The organism is Nitrospiraceae bacterium, assembly GCA_035623075.1.
Taxonomy (GTDB): domain Bacteria; phylum Nitrospirota; class Nitrospiria; order Nitrospirales; family Nitrospiraceae; genus DASPUC01.
In genome coordinates, this window is sequence record DASPUC010000022.1 from 48,727 (window position 1) to 75,000 (window position 26,274).

24 protein-coding genes are annotated in these 26,274 nt (G+C 57.5%); 12 read left to right on the forward strand and 12 right to left on the reverse strand.

Translation table 11 applies throughout. From position 1 onward, the window contains the following. Window positions 1-14: 14 nt before the first annotated feature. Genes VEI50_05020 through VEI50_05050 form a run of 7 tightly spaced genes read left to right on the forward strand, consistent with a single transcriptional unit; the run spans window position 15 to window position 7,004 of the window. Complete coding sequence (locus VEI50_05020; GenBank protein HXX74465.1) at window positions 15-566, forward strand: HPF/RaiA family ribosome-associated protein; 552 nt, start codon at window positions 15-17, stop codon at window positions 564-566. 2 nt (window positions 567-568) lie between these two features. After that, window positions 569-2,995 carry an ATP-binding protein gene (locus VEI50_05025; protein HXX74466.1) on the forward strand — a complete coding sequence of 809 codons (2,427 nt, stop codon included), beginning with the start codon at window positions 569-571 and terminating at the stop codon, window positions 2,993-2,995. Between the two features lie 29 nt (window positions 2,996-3,024). Continuing rightward, a complete protein-coding gene (locus VEI50_05030; protein HXX74467.1) occupies window positions 3,025-3,189 on the forward strand; it encodes an FmdB family zinc ribbon protein in 165 nt (54 codons plus the stop codon). Window positions 3,190-3,198: 9 nt separating this feature from the next. After that, window positions 3,199-3,576 (forward strand): c-type cytochrome, encoded by a 378-nt coding sequence (locus tag VEI50_05035; protein HXX74468.1) that lies wholly within the window; start codon window positions 3,199-3,201, stop codon window positions 3,574-3,576. 40 nt (window positions 3,577-3,616) lie between these two features. Further along, on the forward strand, window positions 3,617-4,198 hold the full coding sequence (locus VEI50_05040) for an isochorismatase family protein (GenBank protein ID HXX74469.1): 582 nt from the start codon (window positions 3,617-3,619) through the stop codon (window positions 4,196-4,198). Next, window positions 4,195-5,529: a nicotinate phosphoribosyltransferase gene (locus VEI50_05045; protein ID HXX74470.1), complete on the forward strand. Its 1,335-nt coding sequence runs from the start codon at window positions 4,195-4,197 to the stop codon at window positions 5,527-5,529. Before VEI50_05040 ends, VEI50_05045 begins: the two co-directional genes overlap by 4 nt. 50 nt (window positions 5,530-5,579) lie before the next feature. Then, window positions 5,580-7,004, forward strand: coding sequence for a pentapeptide repeat-containing protein (locus VEI50_05050; protein ID HXX74471.1), 1,425 nt, complete (start codon window positions 5,580-5,582; stop codon window positions 7,002-7,004). Window positions 7,005-7,054: 50 nt separating this feature from the next. Here the strand turns inward: VEI50_05050 and VEI50_05055 are convergent, their stop codons facing one another. From VEI50_05055 to VEI50_05110, 12 genes are all read right to left on the reverse strand, one after another. Next, window positions 7,055-7,969 carry a hypothetical protein gene (locus tag VEI50_05055; GenBank protein HXX74472.1) on the reverse strand — a complete coding sequence of 305 codons (915 nt, stop codon included), beginning with the start codon at window positions 7,967-7,969 and terminating at the stop codon, window positions 7,055-7,057. A gap of 630 nt (window positions 7,970-8,599) precedes the next feature. Beyond that, a complete protein-coding gene (locus VEI50_05060; protein ID HXX74473.1) occupies window positions 8,600-9,154 on the reverse strand; it encodes a cytochrome P460 family protein in 555 nt (184 codons plus the stop codon). 23 nt (window positions 9,155-9,177) lie between these two features. Continuing rightward, complete coding sequence (locus tag VEI50_05065) at window positions 9,178-9,981, reverse strand: hypothetical protein (GenBank protein ID HXX74474.1); 804 nt, start codon at window positions 9,979-9,981, stop codon at window positions 9,178-9,180. 35 nt (window positions 9,982-10,016) lie between these two features. Beyond that, window positions 10,017-10,625, reverse strand: a complete 609-nt coding sequence (locus VEI50_05070; GenBank protein HXX74475.1) for an epoxide hydrolase — start codon at window positions 10,623-10,625, stop codon at window positions 10,017-10,019. Window positions 10,626-10,904: 279 nt separating this feature from the next. Then, window positions 10,905-11,921: an alcohol dehydrogenase gene (locus VEI50_05075; GenBank protein ID HXX74476.1), complete on the reverse strand. Its 1,017-nt coding sequence runs from the start codon at window positions 11,919-11,921 to the stop codon at window positions 10,905-10,907. Between the two features lie 161 nt (window positions 11,922-12,082). Continuing rightward, window positions 12,083-12,625, reverse strand: coding sequence for a hypothetical protein (locus tag VEI50_05080; protein ID HXX74477.1), 543 nt, complete (start codon window positions 12,623-12,625; stop codon window positions 12,083-12,085). Window positions 12,626-13,210: 585 nt separating this feature from the next. Continuing rightward, a complete protein-coding gene (locus VEI50_05085; GenBank protein ID HXX74478.1) occupies window positions 13,211-13,729 on the reverse strand; it encodes a L,D-transpeptidase in 519 nt (172 codons plus the stop codon). Between the two features lie 520 nt (window positions 13,730-14,249). Then, complete coding sequence (locus VEI50_05090) at window positions 14,250-15,773, reverse strand: PAS domain S-box protein (GenBank protein HXX74479.1); 1,524 nt, start codon at window positions 15,771-15,773, stop codon at window positions 14,250-14,252. Window positions 15,774-15,885: 112 nt separating this feature from the next. Beyond that, window positions 15,886-16,320: a CBS domain-containing protein gene (locus tag VEI50_05095; GenBank protein HXX74480.1), complete on the reverse strand. Its 435-nt coding sequence runs from the start codon at window positions 16,318-16,320 to the stop codon at window positions 15,886-15,888. 10 nt (window positions 16,321-16,330) lie between these two features. Further along, the gene (locus tag VEI50_05100) at window positions 16,331-16,774 is read right to left on the reverse strand and encodes a CBS domain-containing protein (protein ID HXX74481.1); all 444 of its coding nucleotides are present in this window, start codon (window positions 16,772-16,774) and stop codon (window positions 16,331-16,333) included. A 42-nt stretch (window positions 16,775-16,816) separates the two neighbouring features. Beyond that, window positions 16,817-17,935, reverse strand: a complete 1,119-nt coding sequence (gene dnaJ / locus VEI50_05105; protein ID HXX74482.1) for a molecular chaperone DnaJ — start codon at window positions 17,933-17,935, stop codon at window positions 16,817-16,819. A 22-nt stretch (window positions 17,936-17,957) separates the two neighbouring features. Further along, the gene (locus tag VEI50_05110; protein ID HXX74483.1) at window positions 17,958-18,515 is read right to left on the reverse strand and encodes a hypothetical protein; all 558 of its coding nucleotides are present in this window, start codon (window positions 18,513-18,515) and stop codon (window positions 17,958-17,960) included. Window positions 18,516-18,869: 354 nt separating this feature from the next. Between VEI50_05110 and VEI50_05115 the strand changes: the two genes are divergently transcribed. The 5 genes from VEI50_05115 (at window position 18,870) to mgtA (ending at window position 26,254) form a co-directional block, all read left to right on the forward strand. Then, window positions 18,870-19,775, forward strand: coding sequence for a universal stress protein (locus tag VEI50_05115; GenBank protein HXX74484.1), 906 nt, complete (start codon window positions 18,870-18,872; stop codon window positions 19,773-19,775). Window positions 19,776-20,017: 242 nt separating this feature from the next. Continuing rightward, the gene (locus tag VEI50_05120; protein ID HXX74485.1) at window positions 20,018-21,352 is read left to right on the forward strand and encodes an efflux RND transporter periplasmic adaptor subunit; all 1,335 of its coding nucleotides are present in this window, start codon (window positions 20,018-20,020) and stop codon (window positions 21,350-21,352) included. A gap of 116 nt (window positions 21,353-21,468) precedes the next feature. Then, a complete protein-coding gene (locus VEI50_05125; GenBank protein ID HXX74486.1) occupies window positions 21,469-22,701 on the forward strand; it encodes an ABC transporter permease in 1,233 nt (410 codons plus the stop codon). A gap of 119 nt (window positions 22,702-22,820) precedes the next feature. After that, complete coding sequence (locus VEI50_05130) at window positions 22,821-23,714, forward strand: helix-hairpin-helix domain-containing protein (protein HXX74487.1); 894 nt, start codon at window positions 22,821-22,823, stop codon at window positions 23,712-23,714. Window positions 23,715-23,734: 20 nt separating this feature from the next. Continuing rightward, window positions 23,735-26,254 carry a magnesium-translocating P-type ATPase gene (gene mgtA, locus VEI50_05135; protein ID HXX74488.1) on the forward strand — a complete coding sequence of 840 codons (2,520 nt, stop codon included), beginning with the start codon at window positions 23,735-23,737 and terminating at the stop codon, window positions 26,252-26,254. Window positions 26,255-26,274: the final 20 nt, after the last annotated feature.

Here is a 26,274-nt window from a genome sequence, read left to right on the forward strand (position 1 = left end):
CGAAAGGAGGCGAGATGCAACTGCAGATCGAAAGCCGTAATGTCGGCATGACCCCGCGATGGAAAAAGGAAATTGAATCCCGTATGGAGGCACTCGCACGAGGATATGAGGATATCCTTCATGGACGAGTCACCTTGACCAAGAATTCCCACCATAAGAAACAGGCGCATGTGGCCGAGGCTCTCGTCGTCGTGTCACTTCCACGACGCCGGACCTTGACGGCACGCAAAGAGGACAAGACGTTTGAAGAGGCGATTCGAGCAGCGTTCGATGCCGTTTCGATCGAACTGCGTAAGTTTCGAGAGAAACGAAAAAGCAAAGAGGTGCGAACCTCCCCCGTTCCCCCATTTCGCGGTGTGGTGTGTAAGCTGTTCCCGAAGGAACGTTATGGGTTCATCCTGAAGGAAGGAGGCGGAGAGGTCTATTTTCACCAGAATGCCCTGCAGGGGTTGGCGTTCGATCAGTTAGAAGATGGCATGGAAGTCGTCCTCAACATCGAAGAGGGAAAAGAAGGACTTCAAGCCACCGCCGTTCATCCTCTCCCCGTTATTCGGATGCAAGACTGATCATGACTGTCGACAAGTTCAAGCTCCCCGTATCGATGCTCTCGCCCGCCGTCGACCCAGGACGGCTGGGGTTCGAAGACACTAGTGAGTTGGAGCCGCTGAGCGAGACCATCGGACAAGCGCGAGCCGTCGAGGCCCTGGAGTTCGGGCTGCAGATGAAAAGCGCAGGATTCAATATCTACGTGTCCGGTCCGCTCGGCACCGGCAAGGGCACCTTGGTCCGACAGATGGTCAAACGAATGGCGGAAATCGGCACAGCACCCCCCGACTGGTGTTACGTCAACAATTTCCAGGACCCCTCCCGCCCCCAGTGCCTCTCATTTCCAGCCGGACAGGGCTGTGCATTCAAGCGGGAAATGGCCGCTTTCGTTGAGGGTCTACGGAACGACATCCCCGCTGCATTCGAGAGCAAACCGTATCTCGACGAGAAAGCCAAGATCACGGAGGAGACCGAGTCGAAGAAGAAATCGCTTTTCCACGATCTGACGAAGTTGAGCCTCGCCCGAGGATTCGGGTTCGAGGAAACTCCGATGGGATTTGGACTCGCCCCCCTCAAAGACGGACATCCAATGACAGAGGAGGAGATGGAGGCCTTGACTGAGCAACAACAGAAGGAGCTCTCCGAACAACGCAAATCCCTGGAAAGCGAGATCCGCGAATTCCATGTCCGCATCCATGCCGTAGAGAAAGACGCCGATCAACGTAAGCGCCAGCTCGATCGCCAACTCGTCGCCAAGGTGATGCAGGGCCGTTATGAAACGCTCCGCCGTTCCTATCCGGATCACACGGAGGCGCTCTCGTACCTTGAGCGAGTTCAGCAGGATGTCGTCCATCACTACAAAGATTTTCTTCCGCGCGAAGGGCCGGCGCTGACCATTCCAGGATTTGAGCCGTTCCGTCGCGCGGACATGACACGGTATGAGGTGAATGTGATCGTCGACCACGACCCAAAGCACGGAGCCCCGGTGATCGACGAATCGCACCCGACCTATACGAATCTGATCGGAAAGATCGAACGCCGGGCTCACATGGGCGTGATGTATACGGACTTTACCGAGATCCGGGCCGGAGCCCTGCTCCACGCCAACGGCGGCTATCTAATCCTGAACGCCATGGACCTGCTCCGTCAGCCCTTCTCCTGGGATGCGTTGAAGCGAGCGATCAAGACCGGCGAGGCGAAAATCGAAGATCCTGGTGAGTTCTACGGTTTCTCCACCGCAGGACTGAGGCCTGAGCCGATTCCCGTTCAAGTCAAAGTCATTCTCGTCGGACATCCTCTGCTGTTTCACCTCTTACAGGCATATGAAGAAGACTTTCCCAAGATTTTCAAGGTCAAGGCGGACTTTGACGTCGAAGTCGACCGGAACGATCGCCTCGACCGCCAGTATGCCAACTTCATCGCGAAACTTTGCCGTGAAGAAGGTCTGCCTCACTTCGGCGCGGATGCCGTCGCGGAAGTGATTCGTCAGGGTGTTCGGTTCGCCGATCGTCATGATCGCCTGTCACTCCGCTTCAGCCTCGTGAGCGATTTAATCCGAGAAGCGGGCTACTGGGCCAAGAAAAGCGGGCATTCGTTCGCCACGCGCGGCGATGTCGAGACCGCGGCTGCACATAAACGTCATCGGTCGAACTTGGTGGAACACTGGGTTCAGGACGAGATCCGCGAGGGCACCGTGATGGTGGATCTGGACGGAGAGGTCGTAGGCCAAGTGAACGGGCTCTCAGTGCATCAACTCGGCGACTACGCCTTCGGCCGGCCGACCAGGATTACCGCCCGCACCTATGTCGGAACGAAGGGCGTCATCGATATCCAACGCGAAGCCGAGCTCGCCGGTCACGTTCACAGCAAGGGTGTGATGACCTTAGCCGGCTACCTCGCCGGAAAGTTCGCCGGGACTCATCCCTTTGCCTTATCGGCGACGCTCACGTTCGAGCAAACCTATTCGGAAGTGGAAGGAGACAGTGCGGCCGTCGCAGAACTGGCCGCCATTCTTTCCAGTCTCGCCGATCTTCCCATTCGACAATGGTTGGCGGTCACGGGTTCCGTCAACCAATTGGGCGAGGTCCAGCCGATCGGCGGAGTGAACGAGAAAATCGAAGGGTTCTTCGAGTCTTGTGCGGGACGAGGGCTTACGGGAAAACAAGGCGTTATTATTCCCGCCCGCAACACCAAGCACCTTGCACTGCGACGTGATGTCGTGGAAGCGGTGGAATCCGGACGATTCACGGTCTATGGGGTGAATACGATTGAGGAGGCCATCGAACTGCTGACTGGCCTTCCCGCCGGCCAGCGAGGTCTCGAAGGAGAATATCCGTCCGACACAGTCTACGGGCGGGCGGCACAGCGGCTCGTGGAACTCGCGCAGGCCGTCGCCGAGTGGAGCGACAGCGAATCGAAATCGGAAGGACACATCATCCGCGAGCCCTAGACATTATTGATCCACGATTGAGGCACCACATGCCCATGTACGACTACAAATGCTTGGACTGCGGGAAAGAATCCTTGGTTGTGCTGACGCTGAAAGAACACGAACGGGGTGAGGTAACCTGCCCGGCCTGCGGCAGTAAAAAGATGAAACAACTCTATACTCCGTTCATCGCCCATACGACGAAGAAAAGCTAGGAGTCGCTCATGCGCGTTTTTTATTCCGCCATACCGGCCGTCATCGTCTTCATGATAGGTCTGACCGCTGCGCTACGGCCTTCGCTCCTCCACGGTCAAGACTTTCCTTCCGACATGGCTCGCGGCAAAGCCGTCTATGAACGACATTGTCAGCGCTGTCATGGCGCAGGTGGATGGGGCGACGGACCGGAGGCGGCGGAGCTTAAAGTCCGGCCGGCGAACTTTCATGCGTTTCGGTCGTTCCTCAAATCAGACGAGGAGTTGCTCCGGACCATCGAGCACGGCGTCGTGTTCAGTCCCATGCATGCGTGGCGAGGCCAGTTGAGCGACGGAGAAATGCAGGACGTGGTGGCCTACATCAGGTTGCTTTCGCAGCAAGGGCGGTGACAGTATTGAATGACGGGATGGACCGGAGCACGCCTATCGTATGGAGCCCCTCACTGCCGGCGATGCGTTGCTGATTGCCGATATCCAGAACGACTTTCTCCCTGGTGGAGCGTTGGGCATCAGCGGCGGGGACGAGATCATTCCCGCATTATTGACCTATATTCATCGATTCCATTCGAGAGCGCTCCCGATTTTTCTGTCGCGCGATTGGCACCCGCCCAACCACTGCTCGTTTCGGAATCGCGGAGGACCATGGCCGATCCATTGCGTGGCCGGATCGCCCGGATCACTCCCCCCACAGACGTTTGAAGCACCGTGCTCAGCTGTCATCATCTACAAGGCGATCGATGCGGACCAGGAGGCCTATTCGGCCTTTCACAACACCCCATTACAACGCCACTTGCGCGCGATCGGTGTGCACCGCCTGTTCATCGGAGGACTGGCCACCGACTATTGTGTGCTGAACACGGTCAAAGACGCTCGCGCCTTGGGCTACGACGTCGGCCTGCTGATGGACGGTGTCAAAGCGGTCAACCTCCGGACGGACGACGGCCAAAAGGCCGAGCAGGAAATGATCCGCCTCGGTGCAGTACCGATCCGGCTGGAGAACCTTCCGGCATGAATCCCTCCACGAGCGCGCTCCTGACCGATCTCTATCAACTCACGATGGTTCAAGCCTATCTCGACCGCGAGATGGAGGAAGAAGCCGTCTTCGAGTTTTTCGTGCGACGACTCCCGCCCAATCGGCAGTTTCTCATCGCCGCCGGCCTGGAGCAGGTGCTGGCATTCCTGTCCGACCTGCACGTCACCTCGGAGGAATTGTCCTGGCTCGAGCAGACGGGTCGCTTCTCACCGAAACTCCTCCGCTATCTCGAAACGCTACGATTCACCGGCGGCGTAGATGCCATGCCGGAGGGCACGCTCTTCTTCCCGAACGAGCCGATTCTCCGAGTCGTCGCACCGATCCCTCTGGCCCAGCTGGTCGAAACTCGCATCATGAATCTGCTTAACTTTCAGACGTTGATCGCCTCGAAGGCCGTACGATCCGTGCTGGTTGCAGGGGGGAAGCCGATCATCGATTTTGGACTGAGACGAGCCCACGGCGCCGAAGCAGGACTCCTCGCCGCCCGCGCGAGCTACCTCGCTGGTTTCGCCGGAACCGCCACAGTGCTCGCCGGAATGGAGTACGGGATTCCGATCTACGGCACCATGGCCCATTCGTTTGTCCAGGCGCACAAGGATGAGACGACTGCATTCGAGCATTTTGCCCACGCGCAGCCGGACAACGTGGTGCTTCTCATCGACACCTATGACACGGAAGCTGCCGCGCACCGAGTGGTGGCACTCGCGCCGGAATTGAAGAAAAAGGGCATCCCTGTCAAAGGTGTGCGATTGGACAGTGGCGATCTGGCCGACCATGCGAGAAAAGTTCGACGTATCCTGGACGAGGGCGGACTTCGTGAGGCTCAGATTCTTGCGAGTGGCAATCTCGACGAGTACCGACTGCAGGCACTCGTGGGAACTGGAGCACCGATCGACAGCTTTGCCGTCGGCACGGCCATGACCACCTCATCGGACGCGCCGTCATTGGACTGTGCCTATAAACTTCAGGAATATGCCGGCAGGCCCTGCCGAAAACGTTCGGAAGGCAAAGCCACCTGGCCTGGCCGCAAACAGGTCTATCGACAGTACAGCGATAACCGGCATCTCGGTCATGATGTGGTCACTACTCTGAACGATCCGCAAACAGGCGAGCCGCTCTTGCAGCCGGTGATGAAGGCTGGCCATTGCATCTCGCCGTCTCCTGCCCTGCCGGAAATCAGGCATCAGGTTCAGGTTCAACTCACACAATTGCCCGATCAACTGAGACGGCTGGAAGCGGGAGCGCCCTATGAGGTCCAAATTTCGCAGGCGCTTCAGTCACTCGCCGAACGAGTGGATCAATGTGTCTAGGTCGTTTCGCCTCGCACGGTTCTTCAACCGGAGAAAGAAGGAGTCGATACATGAAGAGGTCCATGACGCGAATTCTGGTGGGAGTGGGTGGGATGCTGGTTATACTTCTTGCGACTCTGCCACCTTCCTCAGCGGGCCAACAGGGGTCTTCTCTCAAAACAAGGACTCCCACCTGTGACAGCAAGTACAAGAAGAAGACCATCCCGTCCAACGTGCTGAAGGACATTCTTCGTTCACACGAACAATGGCTCGAGGACCGCGAGGCCCCAGGCGGCAGCCGAGGCAACCTCTGCCAAGCAGATCTCCATGGCGCCAAGCTCGTGGGGGCCAACTTGGAACGGATTCGCTTGGAAGGGGCAGTCCTTCGAGGCGCGACCCTTCGTCACAGCAGTTTCCTGCAGGCGAGTTTGGCCGGAGCTGATCTGACCAATGCGAACCTGGAAGATGCCAGTCTTGGTGGAGCTGATCTTCGACACGCGACGTTGACCCATGCCAACCTGGCGAAAGCGGAAGGGGAGGAAGCCGCGCTGTACTCTGCGACCCTCATCGGAGCACAGCTCCGTGAATCGACCTTCGAGCGGGCCCATTTCGAGGAGGCCGATCTCCAATCGGCCGATCTGAGGAGCGCTAATCTCACAGACACATACTTTTATGGCGCTAGCCTCTATCGGGCCATCTTGTCGGGAGCCGATCTCCTGGGCGCCGACCTGCGCCGAACTAACCTGACGAACGCGACCCTGCACCAGGCGAGTCTCCAGGGCGTGCTCCTCGACCGAGCACAGTTGGCCGGGGCGCGGATGACCGGGGCAGACCTGGAAGGAGCTTATCTCGACGAGGCAAACCTCACCAACGGGAACCTGCAAGAAGCGTTGCTCAGAGGAGCCGACCTGCGATTCACGAATTTGGAATCAGCGAGCTTCCAACAGGCCGACCTGGAGGGAGTCAACTTTGAAGGGGCACGTCTCATCAAGACAAACCTACGTACCGCGAATTTGAGGAAGGCGATCTTGTATCACACCATCCTTGACGGAGCCGATTTTCGGGAAGCGCGGCTCCACAATGCCATTTTGATCGGCGCACGCGGAACGGGCACCATTTTTACCAAGGCAAACATGAGCGACATCTATGCACCGAGGGTCGCGCTCCATAAGGCCCAACTTAACGACGCGACTCTCGAATCGGCCAATCTCGTCGGCGCGGACCTGAGCGGTTCGAATCTCAGCTACGCCAACCTCACTGACACAAACCTGCAAGAAGCCAACTTGCGCGGTGCAACCTTGTCCGGCGCGAATCTCAGCGGCGCCCAATTCCATGACGCTGATCTCCACCAAACAAAGCTCTATGGAGCCAATCTTTCTTCGGTCTCAGGCCTTACACAAGCTCAGCTGAACACCGCGTGCCTCGACGAGCAGACGAAATTACCAGCAGAACTCAGTCGTCCCGCTGCCTGCCCGGCGGCCAAGAGCAAGCACTAGCTCCTGCTAATCACATAGCTTACGATCACCAGCCTCGAGACGCACAGCCTTCAGTATAAGAGGTCGAGTAGCGACCATAGACTGAAGGTGCTTATCTTGGCTGGGGTCCCATCATCCTGGCAAGGCTGTACCGCGAGCTTTGGCCCGATAGTCTCCCCAATATCTGCCATGACGCGCCGGAGATTCGCCTCCAGCTGAATTTCTTTCTTTGATTGTTGCTCGGGCGGATACTCGGCCAACGTTTTCCCCGGGACCTTGACGGCCAGCTCGTCTTCGCTCCACACCACACCTCGACAGTGCTTCATCTGCACCGCCTCCGCGTGCACCCGCACCGGTCGAAAAGCCCATCCGAATACTTCCGCACCGCCATACCACAGAGGAAAATCCGTCGTCGCGTCCAAGGCCAGATAGGCCCCGATCGCGGCCGGATTCCACGCGGTGGCCAGGCCAATCACGGTGGTGAAGACGGTGACGTGCGCGCCCCAGCCGGTGACCCAATATTGCCAGCGCACTCGACCGTAGTCATGAATAAGCCCTGTGACGACGACATCCGCACCGCTCTGAGCTGCGAGGGCATCGACCTGTTCGGCGGTCAGCGGCGTGCCGGCGGGAGCGATGTCCGCCATCATTCGGCGAGTCTCATCGAAGGGAATGACGACCAATCTATTCTGACGAGTCAATTGTTCCGTCAGAAACATCTGGGCTTTTGTTTGGATTTCATCGACTAACTGAGCCATAATTGTCCGTTCCACTTCCGGCGGTGGATTGTCCTCGAAGGAATGGATCTGTGTACTCACTGGAAGAGGCCTCTCCAGAATCACAGGTCCGACCACAACCTTGAGGGGATGATCGAGTGGGGCTAATGACGGTCCGCCCAAGCTGCTGCAACCCACGAGAAGAAGGTACAGACCTATTCCGATGGTAATCAGTATGACCACCGGTTTTTCTGTGTTACCGAATTTCATGCGCACGTCGGGCACCCTTTCATCACCATGGCTCAATCAGAGCCAATGGCCACACACGGCACGGGCATGGTCGCCAGGCAGCTGCCTCGATCAGACAGGGCCATACCCCACACCCATTACATGGGACGAGGAGAATGCTGTGTCAGGACCTGTTACCGGTTGAGCGGAGGATGAAAGAGCGAGAAGGGTGGGACGAGTGGAGTGGTTATAGGAACGGCGGGGTCAATCAAGGAAACGGGATGTGAAACTTGATGCGCACCGGAAGGAATAGAAACAAACGCCAAGTGGCAAGGGCACCCGTCATCAGTCAGCCCTCCTGAGCTTGGGACGACGCCAGTGATCTGAACAGTGTCAAACACGCTGCCAGCTGATGCTGCAAGTCGCCACTCGTCCAGACAACTGAGTCCTGTGAGCTGCGCGCTCAGCAGTACGATCAACCCGACGACAAGCAGTTGGGTGAGCTGTCTATGGACCATCAAGAAGAGCTCTGAGTGCGGTGCGCCTCAAGCATTGTTCCAGAAACTAATTGTATTCTAGCACGGCTCGGACGGTGGAACATCAAGCAAGGGTGTTCAGAAACTGGAGCCACAGAAGCAACTGACCTTAAACGGTTCAGTTCATCTGCCACTCCTACTTCTTCGTACAGCGCAGGTCTGCATGCTGGAGCTCCGCGATTTTTTGATCATCGAACGGAATGGGAGCACAGCCGTGTCCCTTTTCACAGACAAAGTCAAACCTCTTCGCCGGCTGATGACAACTTAAGCATGGGGCTCCGAGCGACAGATTGACGACGTTGTCTCCACGATCTCTGATCTTGGTCCCTTCCTTGGAGACGTTCAAGGCGAAAAATTCCCAGCCATTCGTGTTGGGAAACTTCTCATGCGAGTGCTTCACCATGGCTTCAAACGGAACCAGCTGGAGGATGGTGCCGACGGGATACTCCGTGTCCGGCACGCTGTCCCGGAAGATCCGCATCGCCTCTTTCAATTTCTCCGGATCAGCATGCTTGAAGCGCGTATTCCTGACCTTCGGCCAGTCGAGGATACACCCAAAGGTCTGTTCTGTGACCCTGAGATTTTGAGCCAATGCACTGGGCAACATAGAAAAGCCAAACCCGACGGCAAGTAGGATCCCTGTACACACCCAAACCGAAATTTGACGCCCGACCTTAATGAACTTACGCATTTGCGTACTCCTCTCTTCTTTTGTCACCCGCACTCTATGCGTCGGTTCAAAATCCACCATTTTTGAAGGGCAACCCGGCTTGCCTTGTTGGCCCACCAAGCTGGAGAATTCACTTCGGATAGGTCAATGTCTTCCAGCATCTGTCGTCGCAAACTGGGATTTGGCCTGTCCGTCTTTATGGGACAGGCCAAATCCTTGACAGCTAACGCAACGGACTTGAAGCCGGCACGAAGTTCTTCCGTGAAGGCCTTCGGCTGCTCCCAGGCCGCAAAGTGACCGCCTTTGTCGAGTTTGTTGTAATGGATCAGTTTGGGATATGCCCGCTCCGTCCAGCTCCGCGGGGCTGGATAGAGTTCGTCAGGGAAGACGCTCACGGCAACCGGGATGGAGACGCCTTTGGCATTGAAGTACCCTTTGCCCCAATATTCCCAATAGAGACGGGCGCCAGAAAGCGCCTTGTTTGTCAACCAAGTGATCGTGATGTTGTCGAGAACGTCGTCTGGCGTCAGGCCTTCAGGGTGCCCATCAACGGCACGTGCGATGAGCTCCAAGCTACGCGCGTCGTGATCAAGGAAATAAGCCGCCAGACCGACGGGTGAATCCACGATTCCGTATAATGTCTGCGGTCGCAGCCCCATCTGGTACCCGTAGCCGATTCCCTTTTGATATACAAATTGTAAGCGCTCGTAAGCGACTTTCTCTTCGGCTGAGAGCCCCGATGGCGCCGGTGCCCCGGAAAAAGCCGCTCCGTCAATGTCGGCCGGAAAGATGCCGGGCATGTTGGTGTGAATGCCGAGCAGTCCGGACGGCGCCTGCAGACCCATCATATCGACGACGACCGCGCCCCAATCGCCGCCCTGTGTTACGTATTGCGTGTAGCCGTCTTCATCAGCACGTCCCAGGCGCGTGCCATGTGCACAGGATCCCAGCCTCTCGTGGTGGGCATTCCGGAGAAGCCGTAGCCCGGCATCGATGGAATCACGACATGGAAAGCATCCGACAGCTTGCCGCCATGTGCCGTGGGATCGGTCAGGGGATCGATGATCTTCAGCTGTTCGATGATCGATCCCGGCCATCCGTGCGTGACAATGAGCGGCAACGCATTTTCGTGTTTTGAACGGGCGTGAATGAAATGAATATCCAGCCCATCGATCTCAGTGATGAACTGCGGGTAGCCGTTCAGCCTCGCCTCGACCTTGCGCCAATCGTAGAGTGTCGCCCAATAGCGCGCGAGTCTTTGCATCGTTGCGAGCGGCACACCTTGTGCGAACTCCGTGACCGTGTTCCTCCCAGGCCACCGGTCGTCGCGTTGCGAGGATTCCGGGACCGTTTCCGCCTCAGGCCACCTTGTCGCGCTGATGCGCCTGCGCAATTCCGTAAGTTCCGCTTCCGGAAAATTCACACGAAACGGTCGAATCGCATTCTTGTCAGCTGTCTGGTCGCTGCGCTCTTTGGTTGGACTGGTGGTCATGGCGGCCTCCTTGTGAGTGATTGTGGATTGCGAAACTGCGGTTGATTAGTATGCCGTCTCATTCCTTTCTCCTGTATCGACAGCGCTCGTCGCTGCCGGGCAGATCGCACAGTCTATCCTGGGCGAGCGGTCGATCCCGGGCAGCGATATACTGAGCTGATAGCAAAGGTATTATCAGTTAGAACCGCCAGCCTCTCTTCGATTGGATAGAACTGCCCGGGGCGATGAGCTCACGCATATTGTGTCCTCCTCTCCTTCTTTTCACAGACGCAACTCGGTTTAGTTCATGGTGAGCACCACGCGGAACCGCGCCTTGCCGCTCATCATGCGTTCGTAGCCCGTAGCCGCTTGTTCGAGCGGCAGCGTCTCCACCATGGCGCGAATCCCCGTGAGGGCGCAAAAGTTGAGCGTGTCTTCCGAATCTCTGGCGGTCCCTGACGGCCAACCGAGTATGGACCGGCGCTGGAGGAGGAGTTGCAGGGGTGTCGTGCTGATGGGATCGGCCGAGGCCCCGACCACCAGCAGTTGCCCCCCAACCCCCAGTCCGTCAATGAGGGGCGACATGGCCTTCCCGTCCGGCACGGTCGCAAGAATGACGGAAGCGCTACCCAGACTCGTGAGTTCTTTCGCGACATCGTCGGCATTGGTGTCGAGGTATCGGACGGCACCGAGCTTCAACGCCAGGGATTTTTTGTCCTGACCTCGACCGATCGCCACGGTGTGAAATCCCATCTTGCTCGCGAACTGGATGCCCAGGTGGCCGAGTCCGCCAATGCCGTGCACGGCTACGACATCTCCCGCGACCGCACGGCTATGCCGCAGACTGTTGAACGTCGTGACCCCCGCGCACAGGATAGGGGCCGCTTCCACCGGCGAAAGACCGTCTGGAATTGCCGCCACGGTTTCCTGCCCGGCGATCATGTACTGGGCGTATCCGCCATCGGCGTTGATTCCGGTCACGCGGAAGTGCCGACACCCCATGAAATCGCCTCGCCGGCAAGGGTCGCATTGAAAACAGTGCCCGCCGTGCCAGCCCACGCCGACCCGCTGGCCTTTCTTCCAGGCTGTCACGCCCGCGCCGACCTCGTCGATGACTCCGGCTATCTCGTGGCCGGTCACACGCGGGAATTGCACGCCCGGCCAAATGCCCTCCTTTACGACGACGTCGCTATGGCAGATCCCGCAGGCCTGCACTTTAATGCGGACCTGGTTGGCCCCCGGTGTCGGGATCTCTCGCTTGACCACTTCGAATGGCTTGCCTGGCGAGGGAATTTGAACAGCGATCATCTGTGGCATGTCGGCCTCCTTGGGGTTCTGTGGTCATGGTGTCATCAGATCGAGAGTCATGAGTAAAGACACAACGATTGGTGTATGAATCGTCACGATCCAAGCTGGACCCGCATGAAGCTTGGAGATCAGTCGACGCAATGTATGCACGGGCCCGCCTTACGACACAGTTACTTTTCACACGTGGGTGTCGTGGGCTGGGGCGACTCCTCTACCTCACCTGGTTGGTAGTGCGTCTTGCCTCCATGTGCCGCGTGTTCGCCGTGGGGCACCACGTCGAATTCCGCGACGGCCACGTGCTTCAGCCAATAGCCCTCCTCGCCTTTCGCGCCGTGCATCGACGTATCTCCGGTAGCCGGAGTATTGGTCCGATGAAAATGGGTAAAGCCGGTCTTCCCATGATCCGGCTGCGATTCGGCACAAAACCGGCCTTTGATGCCTTGGCCGACCCACTGTAAGACTGCGGTGGGATCGCTAACCGGCTTATCGAACATCAGGAACTGGACCCGGCCATGGCCTTCGTCCAGCCACAGATGGTTGGGCGGATTCGGGTGGACCGGCTCAAACGTGTAGGCCTTGATGAGGACCGGCCCGATATTGTTGGCGGCTTCTGGCGCGGCCGCCGTTCCCGCTCCCGCGCGGTTGCTGCTGAACCAGACGCTACCGAGCAACCCCACCACCATGACACTCAGGACACAGACCTTGGTCGCCATCGCACACCTCCAATAATGTTAGTTTTGCAGGTATCTGAAATGATCAGACCAATCCCGATCGGCCCTATCACATTGCTGTAAGCGATACGCATGTTACGGTTCAGAGGGTTTGTCGCAGCGGAAAGATCACTGCTGACCTAGGGCTCGAATCTGCCCACCTTTCAAGATTTGTCCCTGTTGCTGAACTACTGTGTAAGACTGGCGCGGCTTCCGACACGTCGATAGACTTCAGGGCACCACTGCTCGCTCACTTGAGCCTTCGCGTCCGCGATAGAATCTCTTTGGATCGATTCTCTGCTCAGAGCATGACCGAGTCAAATAAGGAATTCATAAAGATTCATCAGTCGTGAGTAATTGAGGTAATGGATCCGAAGACATTGATTGTTCAACCAACGAGGAGGACGAGTATAGAGCGATGATGTGTTACGGAATCGTTAGGCGGAGCTTAGCGAGTGGAAAACATTTGGTTTTGGACCATCGCTAGGAGCGATGTGAAATTGCCTGAGGACTCGACTTTCTTTCCTTGCATTTCAAATAGAGATTTAGACACTGGGAAGCTGAGAGCTTTCAGAGAGACAATTGCCACTAGCGCTCGCTTTTCGGGGCCTGGCCAATGATTCGCACCCGCGGACCATGCTCGAGCAAGACCACGTGATCGTCCTCCGGCTCTCTGCCTAATACCCACACGAAGAGTCGTTTCGCATCGCTCAGCTCAGGATCCTTCGGCATCCCATACTGCTCCGCCTGCATCGGTTCATCGTAGAGGCCGATGCAGCCGTGGGATGCGGGATACCCAGGCATATCGCGTCCATGAATCCAATAGGACACGCCCTCCCGATTCACGTGGAATCGCAACGCATAGTTCATGGGATAAGGACGATCCGTTCCCTCAACCGTGTAGAGGCAGGATTGATGGCTGCGATGCGCTGCCGCGATGCGAAACTCGCCGGTTGGCGTTTCATTGTTCCCGTTCCCAGACGCGATCGGCAGGGCAAATCGAAGCGCGCCGTATTCGTAGGCGCCCAAAAACTGTTCCGCCAAGTCGATCAGAACAAATTGTTCATCCTGTTCGGCGGCGGGGTAGACGAGCGGAGCGGATTGAATGAGGCGAGATCATCGAGCCTTTTCGGGACTTTGATTGAAGCACCGGGGCGCGCATGTCGCCGGTCGATCCGATTGAACCGCGCGACATCGATCCAGCGATCACCGAATAATGTGTCCAGGAATTCACCGGGGCGAAGAGTCTGACAGCGCCAGTCGACCGTCGCATCACTCGGGTACTGAATCTCGCACGGACTCGGGTGTTTCGTGGGGGGTTCCGCAAATGCAGACGGTATGAACACCGTCGAGACCAGAAAGACCAAGCCGCTGAATAGACTGCGACATGGTGCCAGCCGGAAACGTAGGCGCAAGTCGAGACCAAGGCTGAGCGAACGTTGAATTGGCTTCGTCTCAGCCTTAGGAACTAGACACGCTATGAGGAACCATTTCCCATCGCACCCGGCAACGAGCTTCGGCAGAACGCCACTCCCGCACCGAGACTCGCCATCGTGCGCACACGCAGTGGTTGCTCGTCTTGTTTCCCGAACAACTGATTGTAGATTTGCTTGTGATCCACCACCTGTCACGTAAGGTCTCGTACAACAGCAACGTAGCGACTGTTGGACATCCTCGTGGCAGTGATTTCGACCGGGATGACCGTTCCGTCTTTGCGCTGTACCAATCGCGTAAAACGCAAGGGCTTGCCGAAACGGAGTCGATTGAGGCGTTGTTGGGCTAGATCTCTTTCTGCGAGAAGGTAGGTGTCCTTTACATGCAGGCGGAGCAATTCCTCCCTCGAGTACCCAAAGATGTCACAGACCTTCGAATTGGCCATCTTAAAATATCCGTCCATATCCACCACCGCCATGCCATCCGAGGCCTCCTCCATCAAGAGCCGATACTGACGCTCGCTCTCCTGTAACGCTGCTTCTGCTTCCTTGCGTTCCGTAATATCTTGAGCAAAGACGAGAACTCCGATCACGTTCCCCTCGGCATCACGGTAAGGCATCTTGTCTGTCTGCACCCAGCGCTTGTGCCCCGGCGATGTTTCATAGAGTTCGACAATCCCGAGTTTCGGCTGACCGGAGGCGATGACTGCCAGATCGTCCTGATGATACTGCTCCGCTTCCTCGGGATAGAGATCGTAGGTAGATTGGCCTTCGACCTCCGCCACGGATTTGTCGATTGATTCCGCTGCTCGCCGATTGGCCCGCAAAATCCGATTCTGCGAATCCTTATACCAGACCATGGCGGGAATGAGATCCAGCAGAGCCTGTTGTTCGATCTGCTGTCGCAGAAGGTTCGCTTCAGCCTCTTTCCGCTGGGTAATATCACGAATGATGCCGCAACTAAACGTCTGATCGTCGGATTTCCACGTGCTGAGCGACAGCTCGATGGGAAATTCGCACCCGTCACTTCTTAAGCCGTATACCTCGATCGTTCTCCCCGTCAGAGCTGAGACGCCGGTGGCCTTGACCCGTTCAAGTCCTCGCTGATGATCCTCTCGGTACCGAATCGGCATGATCATGGTCAGCGGCTGTCCCAGCATCTCTCCCTCCGTATAGCCAAAAAGGCATTCCGCAGCGGCATTCCATGAGACAATCCTGCCGTCCCCATCTGCGAGTACGATCCCCTCCGGTGCGGTGTGCACAACGCGCCGGAACTGCTCTTCCTTCGCGCTCAGAGCGTGCTCCACACGGCTTATCTTGAGCACTAATCTCCGGACATCGACTGCTTGACGGAGGACGATTTTCAACTCTTCCTTGTTGAACGGTTTGGTGATGTAGGCAAAGGCACCACGCCGGAGTGCCCCCACCGTGTGCTTTTCTTGCACCGATGCGGTAAGGACAATCACCGGTAGCAGAGGATCCAATTCTTCCAACCCACGAAGGACCGCGAACCCGCTCAGATCCAGCAGTCCCAGATCCAAGATCACGGCGCCAAACGGGTTCTGTTCGGCTTCGTGCAGTGCCTCCTTTCCCGTCATCACTCTGTGCACTGTATACCCTTCATGCTGAAGATGATCCTCGAGCGTGAGAGAGACGTCCGGATCATCCTCCACAAGGAGCACGGAAGAGTGATACGAAGCGAGTTGTTCGGCGATCATCGTCTCCTCAGATCGAGCATGGAACCGGACACCAGCATGTTTGGGAGCCGGGTGCGTGTTGGAAAGCACCGATTAACACCCCCCGCCGCATCCTCCTCCTTCTGGGTACGTTTCACGACCAGTATTGCAACGCTTTGAGATACCCGAACAGCAGATCGCGCCGTGCAAGAATTCCCACTAGCCTTTTGTTTCGAATGACCGGCACTCGCGTGATATATCGATCTTGAAAGAGATCCGCCGCTTGGGCCAACGTCTGATCCTCAGTCATCGTCACAGGATTGGTTGACATGATTTCGACGGCCAGTATCTTACGCAGGTCCCGTCCATCGATCATTGCTTGTAGGAGATCGTACTCGCTGACGATCCCGATGAGAGTGCCGTCTGCCTCCACGACCGGAAGGCTGCCGAAGCTCCGCTGGGTCATCATCCGCGCGATCGTCAAGGCATCGGTTCGAGATCCACAGGTAAATACGGCATCCTGCATCAGCCGTCCAACCGTCAGGGTTTTCGGATCACAGGCTGCGGTGAGAAAATCGGTTTGTCTCATGATGGGCTCCTCACGTTGTGCTGTTTGACTCGGACGCCAGGTAGGTTCTGAGCACGTCCCGTCTGGCGATAATCCCTACAAGCTTGTCCTTGGCATCCACCACCGGTACGCGCACGAGGTCGCTTGCGCGCAAAACGTGCACGAGCGTGCCGAGCGTTGTCTCAGGCCTGACGGAATACGGATTACCGGTCATGATATCTCCCGCCCTCACCACGTCCAGCTTGTGACCGTCGTCGATGGCTGCCAACAGATCATGCTCACTGACGATTCCGACGAGCCTCTTTTCCTCATTCACGACTGGGACCGCACCGAATCCCTCGATCATCAACGATGCGATCACATCGCCTTTGGTCTTAAGATGAGCGAACTGCACTGCCTTCTCCATGACCTGCGCCACGGTCGCTGCAGAAAAGTTCTTCACCTTATCAGCCCTTTGGACCTTTTTTATCGACATGCCGGTTCTCCTTCTTTGATCACTCCATCCGGACCCCTTTGTTCATCCCGTCTTGACGGAAGGTCGTTGCCGTTGCAAGGTGGCCAATTCTTCGATGAGCCGACGCTCCGGCGGTGTCAACTCTGTGGGCGTGCGCACTTCGACAACAACGAAGAGATCGCCTTTTCCTTTGGTTCCCACCTTCGGCATCCCTTTCCCTCCCACTCGCAACGCTGTCCCGCTCTGTGTGCCGGCCGGGATTTTCACTTGCAACGCTTCTCCGCCAAGTCCTGCGATTCCCAGTTTCGTCCCCAGCGCGGCCTCGGGAAAGGTGATGTTCTTGACCGCATACAGATCGTCGCCATGCCGCTCGAAAGCAGGGTGCCGCAACACATGCGGCCGGATCAGCAGATCACCCGGCGGCCCTCCATTGGCGTTCATTTCCCCCTGGCCTGCCAGGCGAATGACCATTCCTTCGTCGACGCCGGGCGGAATCTTGACCTTGAGTCTATGAGACACGAATTGAAACCCGTTCCCCCGACAGGCAGCACAAGGCGACTCAATGATCTGTCCCCGTCCGTGGCATCGTGGACAGGTTGTGAGCGTGACGAGTCGCACATCCTTCTTGGTCTTCACTTCCTGCCGTTGACCGGTCCCGTGACAGTCCGTGCAGGAAACCGGCTTCGTCCCTTCCTTCGCCCCGGTTCCACCACAGGGTCCGCACTTCTCCGATTTCGTGACGTGGATCTCTCGTTCCCCTCCTCGGGCTGCCTCCTCCAAGGTCAAATCCAGGTCGTACCGCAGATCGATGCCTCTCGCCGCTCCTGCCCCAGGCCTGGTCCTTCGTCCGAAGAAGTCTCCGAAGATGCCGGAGAGATCACCGAAGCGCCCCCCGAAGAAATCGCCGAACTGAAAATCTCGCATGAGGTCGTCAGGAGACCACCGTTCGCTCACACCGGCGTGACCGGTCGTGTCGTACTCTTTGCGCTTCGTGTCATCCGACAGCACCGCATAGGCTTCCGCCAGCTCGCGGAACTTGGCGGCTGCATCGGGACCGGCATTCTTGTCGGGATGATATTGCAACGCCAGCTGACGGTAGGCGTGTTTGATTTGGTCCCGGGTGGCATCCCGCCCAACTCCCAGGACTTCGTAATAGTCCCCCTTGGTCTCGGTCACAGGCACTGCTGACTCCGATGGTCTTAGCTCAATTGACCGGCAAAGCGAGCTTTACCCCGCGATCCTCCGACCAACGGAGGTGGACGACCGTTGTCTTGCCTCGCTCCACCTTCACTGATTTCAACGCCTGCGTCTGATCGGCCTGTACTGCCGTGATGTTGTAGGTGCCGGCTGGGAGGTCCACGAACAACCAGGGGCCGGTGACTCGTTCTCCTGGGATTACAATCTGGTCCGTGCCCTTCGGTCCTTGAATCGTGACGGTTACCCCAGTGAGAAAAGGCTTTCCCCCAGCGGTGAATACCAGCTTCAGAGAAAACGGCGGGTACTCCGCCCCCCGCTCATCAAGGCCGATGCCGGCACTGAAATAGCGAACCGTCCCGGCCCGATAGAGCGGAATGATGTCTTGCTGCATACCCTCAACGCCCTGATAATCCATTTGGATGCCGTCTCCAGATGGAAGCACGCGCGCGACGCCCCCTGCATCCGCCTGCTCGAATGCCACCAGGCCACTGAGCAACCCGAGGCTCAGGAGCATACCGATCCCCGGACCCCTTTCCACAGCATTGTTAGGATTCATCATCCGCATTGATGGTCCTCCCTTTTGATGTTCTCAATACCCTCCATCTCAAGTGCATAGGCAATCACAGTGCCATGCCTTTGATGGGCCGTGGTTGTGAAAAGGCTAGAAGAGTCGAGGAAATGGACGAGGCGCGCAATTGACATACGACGATGACTGGCGCCATTCACCCCAGTTGATTTCCTATACTGCAGCAAAACGCTCCAGTGCCTGTCGATCAGTTGGCAAGTTTCGCAATAACTCCTTGGAACCAAAACTGTTTCCAGCACGACAAGGAGGGGGAGGCTGGGCATGTCTGATGCAAAAATCTCCCAAGGGAAACCGTGTCGGTCTGCCCCTTGAAAGGAAGAGGGTGCCGGGAAGATGAAAATTCTTTGCGCGGTCGACGGGTCAGAATTTTCCCAGTGGGCAGTCGAAGCACTGGGTGCTTTCGATCGGTCGAGTCTCGAATCCATCACGCTCCTCCACGTGGCGGATACCCACAAACTGAAGGTGGCCGGCTCTCCGCGGGTCATGAGTTATCGTGGAGCCAGAGCTGCACTCGAAAAGGCAGGCGATGTGCTCCTCCAGCGGGCAAGTCAGCAGGCCAACGTCGTCCTCTCACAATCGGCGGTAGAGCCACGCACCAAGGTTCGAACCATTCTGCTCGCGGGCTCCCCTGCCGAGGCGATCGTCCGACGTGCAGCCCAGGAGCGCTCGCACCTCATCGTGGTGGGGACGAGGGGATTAAGCGATGTCAAGGGCTTCCTGTTGGGCAGCGTGGCGCGGAAGGTGGCCTCGCTCGCGCCTTGCCCTGTCTTGGTGATCAAGCGACCGCTCTCAGCCATCAGTCGGGCGCTTCTTGCCGTAGACAATTCCAAAGGTTCCCGCGCTGCCGCGCGGTTTCTTCGAGCGGGCATTCTTCCGGACACCGCCGCCATCACCATTTGCACATCAGCCGAAACACCGGTCACCGACCTTGCCTCTCGCTATCTGTCAGACCGACAACTCGAGGAACTCAAACGACCGGTTCTCGAACGAGCAACCGATCTGGTGACGGAACTTCGAGAGGAGTTCATCAAGGAAGGCTATGCCGTGTCGACCGAGGTACGGATGAATCACGTTATCGACACCATCATCAAGCTGGCAACCGCGAATCACAGCGACCTGCTCGTGGTCGGCTCCCGAGGCTTGACCGGGATGGAGCGGCTCCAACTCGGGAGCGTGTCCGAGTCGCTTCTCAAGTACGCCCCCTGCTCTGTCCTGATCGTGCGAGGTGCGCGTGGCTGACTCCTTCCAGCCAGTCATCGCGAACTTCTCGGCAGAAGCTGGCTTCAATCAGTTGGAAACGAGCCCTGCGGGTTTGTCCTAGGAAAAAGCTGATCGACGACTCACTCAATCCATGCTTGGATCTTCGGTCCCCTTGCGCTGGGCTCCCTCATACTGCTATTGGCACAAAAAACCCGTACAATCGCGACGAATCGGCACTATGACAGGCGTCCGTTCGGAACAGCTCAGCCGGCGAGCTCAGCATGACGACTGAACCCCATGAACCCCCTCATCATGTTCCCGTCACTGAGGTGATCACAGATCCCGCCGCCCCGCCAGCCCACGATCGTTCCGCCTCGTTGCCGGAACAGAAACGTATCCTCCCCATCTCTGTCATTCCTCGCCCCTTTTCAGATAAACGATCTCGTCTCCCGTGGCTTCTCAGCCTCGCAACCATCCTTACCGCTCTGGCCGCAGCCACATGGTACTGGTGGAGTTTCGGCACACAGCCAGTCCAATACAACACCACGCCGGTTGATCGAGGTCCGATCACGGCCATCGTCACAGCCACCGGAACCGTCAATCCTGTCGTCTCCGTTCAGGTTGGCAGCCAGGTCTCGGGCAAGATCGCAAAGCTCTTCGCGGATTTCAACTCCGTCGTCAAGGAAGGACAACTTCTAGCCCAGATCGACGAGCAACCGTTCCAAGCTCGTGTGAGCCAAGCCCAAGCCGCCTTGAAAAGCGCCACAGGAAATCTGGCCAAAGCCGAGAACATGGCGGCACAGCGCAAGCGTGAGCGCGATCGTATGGCCAGGTTGCGAAAACAGGCATTCGTGTCGCAGGCTGACCTCGATCTCGCCGAGACCAATTATCGGGACGCCGACGCCAATGTCGAAGTGGTGCAGGCGGAGTTGGATCAAGCCCGGGCGACGCTCTCCTCCGCCGAACTGGATCTCGGCTACACCTCAATCTATTCGCCGGTCAACGGCATCGTCGTGTCTCGGAACGTGGATGTCGGCCAAACGGTCGCCGCCAGTTTTCAGACTCCGACCCTCTTCGTCATCGCCCAGGACCTGACGCAGATGCAGGTCGACGCCAACGTCAGCGAAGCCGATATCGGCGGCGTGGCCGAAGGGAAGAGTGCGAACTTTCGCGTGGACGCCTACCCCAAACAGTTCTTCGAAGGTACCATTACGCAGGTGCGAAATGCTCCGATCAGCATTCAGAACGTTGTTACCTACGACGTGGTGATCACGGTGGATAACCGGGACCTCAAACTCAAACCCGGCATGACGGCGAACGTCACGATCGTCACTGCCAAAAAAGAAAACCCGCTGCGCGTGCCAAACGCGGCGCTGCGATTCCGGATGCCAGGCATGCCGGTTGACCGAAAAACCACGCAAGTATGGGTGCTGGAAGAGGAAAAGGCGCCGAAACAAACGACGGTCACGACGGGTATCGTCGACTCCCTGTATACAGAAATCGCCGAAGGACCGCTGAAAGAAGGAGACCGAGTGGTGATCGGTATTGAAACGCCGGAAGAACAGACTCGGAAGAAGCTGCCGCCCGGTTTCGATACGGGCCCGAGGATGAGGTGAAGAGAATAGCCATCAGCGATCAGCTGTCAGCACTCAGCTTCCAATCCTACGCTGATGGCTGATAGCTGACAGCCGAAAGCTAATCATCGATAGTTGACAGCTGAGAGCTAATCACCATGTCTTTTTTATGGCTCACCATTCTCTCGGCCCTCCGGATCCTCTGCCGGAATCCGCTGCGGGCCGGACTCACCATGCTCGGCATCATCATCGGCATCGGAGCCGTTGTCGCGATGGTCAGCCTCGGTCAGGGCGCGACCGCATCGGTCCAGGCCGAGATCGCCAGCCTTGGGACGAACGTGCTGATCATCGTCCCGGGCGCTACCACGGTCGGCGGTGTGAGGGGAGGACTTGGTTCGGTGTCGACGTTGACGGTCGATGATGCGCTGGACATCGAAAAAAAAGTGATGAACGTCACGGCAGCCATCTACGGCAACCGCTCGGTTCTCCAGGTGATTCATGAGAATAAGAACTGGAGCACCGTGGTTCTGGGCACAACCCCTGAATTCCCTGAAATTCGCAGCTGGCCGGTTGCTCAGGGCAACTTCTTTACACAATCGGACATGGATACAGCGACGAAAGTCACCGTGCTGGGGAAAACCGCCGCCCAGAATCTCTTCGAGCCGGGTGAAGAGATCATCGGCAGTCAGATTCGCATTAAAAACGTCCCGCTCCGTGTGATCGGCATCCTGACTCCCAAGGGTCAGTCCATCACAGGCCAGGATCAGGATGATCTCGTCATCCTCCCCTTTTCCACGGCTGAACGAAAAGTCCTGGGCACGAAATTCCTGGGAACCGTCGGGATCATTCTCGTGGCCACTCGGACACGCTATGACATTTCTGCCGTGGTGGATGATATTAAGGACCTTTTGCGAACCAGGCATCACCTCCATCAATCGGAAGAAGACGACTTCACCATCCGCACGATGGAGGATATTGCCAAGACCATCGCCGGCACGAGCCGGACGATGATGCTGATGCTGATGGGCATCGCCTCCATCTCGCTCATCGTCGGGGGCATCGGCATCATGAATATTCTCTTGGTCTCGGTCACCGAGCGGACCAGAGAAATCGGGCTTCGCATGGCAGTCGGTGCCAAACGCGCGCACATCCTCCTGCAGTTTTTGATCGAAGCGATCATCCTGACCGCGATCGGCGGGGCGCTCGGCGTCGGCGCGGGAATCGCAATCGCCCGGTTGATGACTGCCATGATCGGTTGGCCGACGATCATCTCGTCCCAAGCCATCGGCGTGGCTTTCCTGTTCTCCCTGATCGTGGGGATTTTTTTCGGTCTCTATCCGGCGAACAAGGCTTCGAAATTGAATCCGATCGAAGCCTTGAGATATGAGTAAGCAAACAACCGGCTCTCAGACTTCGCGTATGGGCTTTCAGCGATCAGCCATCAGCTTTCAGCACGTAGTATCTTGCCGAGAGCTGACTGCTGATAGCTGAAAGCTACCCTTGAGACACCATGAGCATCGAAGAGAATCGAGCAGTCGCCAGCAAACTGCGAGAGGTCGCACTGCTGCTCGAAGAGCAAGGCGCGAATCGCTTCCGTGTGCGAGCCTATCGAACTGCAGCCGACACGCTTGAACGTCTGCCGACTCCCGTGACGCACATCCTGCAGCAGCAAGGCACGGACGGCTTACAGGCTCTTCCCGGTATCGGGGTGAGTCTGGCGCGGTCGATTCATACGTTGATCGTCACCGGCCGGCTGCCGATGCTGGACCGTGTCCGAGGCGAGATGGACTCGGTCGCGCTGTTGGCTTCGATTCCCGGCATCGGCCCGGCTCTCGCGACACGACTGCACGATGATTTGCATATCCATACGTTGGAGCAGCTTGAAATAGCCGCGCACGACGGACGGCTCGCCGACATTGAAGGAGTCGGCCCCAAAAAACTTCAGGGAATCATCGACTCGCTCAGCGCTCGCCTCGGTCGGATCAGAACACAGAGCCAAACCACCGGCCTTTCTGCTCCCGCCGAGCCTCCCGTCGAAGAGCTCTTCGATGTAGATCGTGAATATCGGGAAGCTGTACAGGCCGGCATACTGCAGAGGATCGCCCCGCATCGTTTCAACCCCAAGCGGGAGGCCTGGCTGCCGATCCTCCACACCACAAGAGGAACTCGGCACTACACCGCCACGTTCTCGAACAGCGCGCTGGCTCACCAGTTGAAGAAAACACACGACTGGGTCCTGCTCTACTATGACGACGAACACCACGGCGAGCATCAACGGACCATGGTCACCGGCCACCAGCCGCCTTTCGTCAACAAACGCGTGGTCCGGGGTCGGGAATCAGCATGTGAAGAGTATTACCGAACCGGTGAGAGGCACACCGTCGTGGGAATTCAAAACGGATAGCGGAGGTGAGGCCATGCATCATGGGTGAGGGCCCGTTCTGGAGCACTCCGCCGGACCAACTCATCCGGCGATTACAGACGATACCGGAGGGCCTCGCCGGTGAAGAGGCGCGACGACGCCAAATCGACTACGCCAAGACCAGGCTTAGACCTCAGCGGAACGTCAACGCCTTCCTTCTCTTCCTCTCCCAGTTCCGAAGTCCGATCATCCTGATACTGTTAATCGCCGCAGTCATTTCCATCTTTCTCGCAGACAGAAGCGACGCCCTCATTATCCTGACCATCATCGTCGTCAGCGCACTGCTCGGCTTCTGGCAAGAATACGGAGCCGCTAAAGCCACCGCCAGCTTGCTGGCGCTCGTTCATGTGACGACTGAAGTCTGGCGGGACGGGAAACTTGTCGAGGTACCGAGTGAGGAAATCGTGCCCGGGGACGTCGTCAGCCTCTCCGCGGGTTCCAACGTTCCCGGCGACGGCATCGTGCTCGAAACCAAGGATCTTTTCGTCGATGAGGCGACCCTGACGGGCGAAACCTATCCGGTCGAAAAATCTCCCGCAACCGTCGCGACCGCCACCCCGCTTTCAAAACGATCCAACAGCCTCTTCATGGGCACCCATGTGGTAAGCGGTGACGCAACGGCTCTCATCGTGCACGTGGGAAAAGATACGGAGTTCGGCCGCATCGCCCATCATCTGAAACTGCGGCCACCCGAGACGGACTTTGAGCGAGGCGTCCGCCGCTTCGGGTACCTGCTGCTCGAGGTCACACTCCTTCTCATCCTGGCTATCTTCACCATCAACGTCTATCTTCAACGTCCGGTGATCGAGTCCTTCCTCTTCTCATTAGCGCTCGCTGTGGGGCTCACCCCTCAACTCCTACCGGCCATTATCAGTGTGAATTTATCGCACGGCGCAAAACGTATGGCCGAGCGGCATGTTATCGTCAAACGGCTCGCGTCGATCGAGAACTTCGGCAGCATGAACGTCCTCTGTTCCGACAAGACCGGCACGCTCACCGAAGGGAAAATGCAGCTCCATGGAGCTCTGAATCTCGACGGTGCTGTAAGCGAACGCGTGCTCCTCTACGCCTACCTCAATGCGACCTTCGAAACCGGCTTTCTGAACCCTCTGGACGAAGCGATTCGATCACATCGCACGTTCGATGTGTCCGGTTATAACAAACTCGATGAAGTGCCCTATGACTTTCTGCGCAAGCGCCTCTCCATTCTCGTGGCTACGGCAACCGGCCGCCTCCTGATCACCAAAGGAGCCGTCGAACAGATCCTGCAGATTTGTACGCTGGCCGAGCAATCAGATGGCACGACGGTCGCGATGCATGAGGTCATCAACGCAGTTCGAACCAGATTTCACGATCTGAGCCGGCAAGGATACCGAGTGCTCGGCCTCGCCACACGCGATATGGGGAAACTTTCACGGATCGACACGAGTCATGAAGCCACCATGACGTTTCTCGGACTCCTCGTATTCGTTGATCGGCCGAAAGCCGGAATCGCCGGTACCATCGCACAGCTGAAACAGCTCGGCGTCTCGCTCAAGATCGTGACCGGTGATCATCACCTCGTCGCCGAGCATGTCAGTCGGGAGGTAGGAGTGGACCATCCACGGATGGTCACAGGACGGGATCTCCGAGGCATGACGGACGACGCCCTCCGGCAACGCGTCAATGAAGTGGATGTATTCGCGGAAGTCGAGCCCAATCAGAAGGACCGCATTATTCTCGCCTTGAGAAAATCCGGGAACGTCGTGGGCTACATCGGCGACGGGATCAACGACGCCCCGGCCCTCCATGCAGCAGACGTCGGAATCTCCGTCGACAGCGCCGTGGACGTAGCCAAGGATGCGGCGGACATCGTCCTGCTCGAGAAAGATCTCGCCGTGCTTCTCGATGGCGTCTGCGAAGGGCGCGTCACGTTTGCCAACACGTTGAAGTACGTCTTCATGGCAACGAGCGCCAATTTCGGAAACATGTTCAGCATGGCCGGCGCGTCTCTCTTCCTGCCGTTTCTCCCGCTCTTGCCAAAACAGATTCTGCTCACGAATCTCTTGACCGACATTCCTGAGATGACGATCGCGACTGACCGCGTCGATCCTGAACTCATCAATCAGCCACGGCGGTGGGACATCGCTTTTATTCGGAAGTTCATGTTGACTTTTGGCTTCGTCAGTTCCGTCTTCGACTTTCTGACGTTCGGCGCACTACTCTGGGTTCTTCAGGCCTCGATGGAGCAATTTCGGACCGGCTGGTTCGTGGAATCGGTCATTTCAGCTTCTGCAATCGTTCTCGTGATTCGAACGAGGCGCCCGTTCTTCACCAGCCAACCGGGACGCTATCTCGTGTTGGCCACCCTCGGCATCGCCGCGGCGACCTTGGTGATCCCTTTTCTGCCGATTGCCGCGCCCTTCGGTTTGGCCCCCCTGCCTCCCCTCTTCCTTCTGTTGCTGGCGGCTATCTTACTCGGCTATGTGATCACAGCCGAGGTGGTGAAACGACATTTTTACGCCGGGGCACGGAACGCGTGAGGGCACCGGTGCCATCATCG

Bases quoted from the DNA above. Each gene is read 5' to 3' on its own strand.
- VEI50_05115 (HXX74484.1), top strand. From the start codon at position 18,870: ATGAAAATTCTTTGCGCGGTCGACGGGTCAGAATTTTCCCAGTGGGCA.
- VEI50_05025 (HXX74466.1), top strand. From the start codon at position 569: ATGACTGTCGACAAGTTCAAGCTCCCCGTATCGATGCTCTCGCCCGCC.
- VEI50_05030 (HXX74467.1), top strand. From the start codon at position 3,025: ATGCCCATGTACGACTACAAATGCTTGGACTGCGGGAAAGAATCCTTG.
- VEI50_05120 (HXX74485.1), top strand. From the start codon at position 20,018: ATGACGACTGAACCCCATGAACCCCCTCATCATGTTCCCGTCACTGAG.
- VEI50_05020 (HXX74465.1), top strand. From the start codon at position 15: ATGCAACTGCAGATCGAAAGCCGTAATGTCGGCATGACCCCGCGATGG.
- VEI50_05035 (HXX74468.1), top strand. From the start codon at position 3,199: ATGCGCGTTTTTTATTCCGCCATACCGGCCGTCATCGTCTTCATGATA.
- VEI50_05050 (HXX74471.1), top strand. From the start codon at position 5,580: ATGAAGAGGTCCATGACGCGAATTCTGGTGGGAGTGGGTGGGATGCTG.
- VEI50_05045 (HXX74470.1), top strand. From the start codon at position 4,195: ATGAATCCCTCCACGAGCGCGCTCCTGACCGATCTCTATCAACTCACG.
- VEI50_05125 (HXX74486.1), top strand. From the start codon at position 21,469: ATGTCTTTTTTATGGCTCACCATTCTCTCGGCCCTCCGGATCCTCTGC.
- VEI50_05070 (HXX74475.1), bottom strand. From the start codon at position 10,625: ATGACCACCAGTCCAACCAAAGAGCGCAGCGACCAGACAGCTGACAAG.
- VEI50_05080 (HXX74477.1), bottom strand. From the start codon at position 12,625: ATGGCGACCAAGGTCTGTGTCCTGAGTGTCATGGTGGTGGGGTTGCTC.
- mgtA (HXX74488.1), top strand. From the start codon at position 23,735: ATGGGTGAGGGCCCGTTCTGGAGCACTCCGCCGGACCAACTCATCCGG.
- VEI50_05130 (HXX74487.1), top strand. From the start codon at position 22,821: ATGAGCATCGAAGAGAATCGAGCAGTCGCCAGCAAACTGCGAGAGGTC.
- VEI50_05055 (HXX74472.1), bottom strand. From the start codon at position 7,969: ATGAAATTCGGTAACACAGAAAAACCGGTGGTCATACTGATTACCATC.
- VEI50_05040 (HXX74469.1), top strand. From the start codon at position 3,617: ATGGAGCCCCTCACTGCCGGCGATGCGTTGCTGATTGCCGATATCCAG.
- VEI50_05060 (HXX74473.1), bottom strand. From the start codon at position 9,154: ATGCGTAAGTTCATTAAGGTCGGGCGTCAAATTTCGGTTTGGGTGTGT.
- VEI50_05100 (HXX74481.1), bottom strand. From the start codon at position 16,774: ATGTCGATAAAAAAGGTCCAAAGGGCTGATAAGGTGAAGAACTTTTCT.
- VEI50_05065 (HXX74474.1), bottom strand. From the start codon at position 9,981: ATGATGGGTCTGCAGGCGCCGTCCGGACTGCTCGGCATTCACACCAAC.
- VEI50_05090 (HXX74479.1), bottom strand. From the start codon at position 15,773: ATGATCGCCGAACAACTCGCTTCGTATCACTCTTCCGTGCTCCTTGTG.
- VEI50_05075 (HXX74476.1), bottom strand. From the start codon at position 11,921: ATGCCACAGATGATCGCTGTTCAAATTCCCTCGCCAGGCAAGCCATTC.
- VEI50_05095 (HXX74480.1), bottom strand. From the start codon at position 16,320: ATGAGACAAACCGATTTTCTCACCGCAGCCTGTGATCCGAAAACCCTG.
- VEI50_05110 (HXX74483.1), bottom strand. From the start codon at position 18,515: ATGCGGATGATGAATCCTAACAATGCTGTGGAAAGGGGTCCGGGGATC.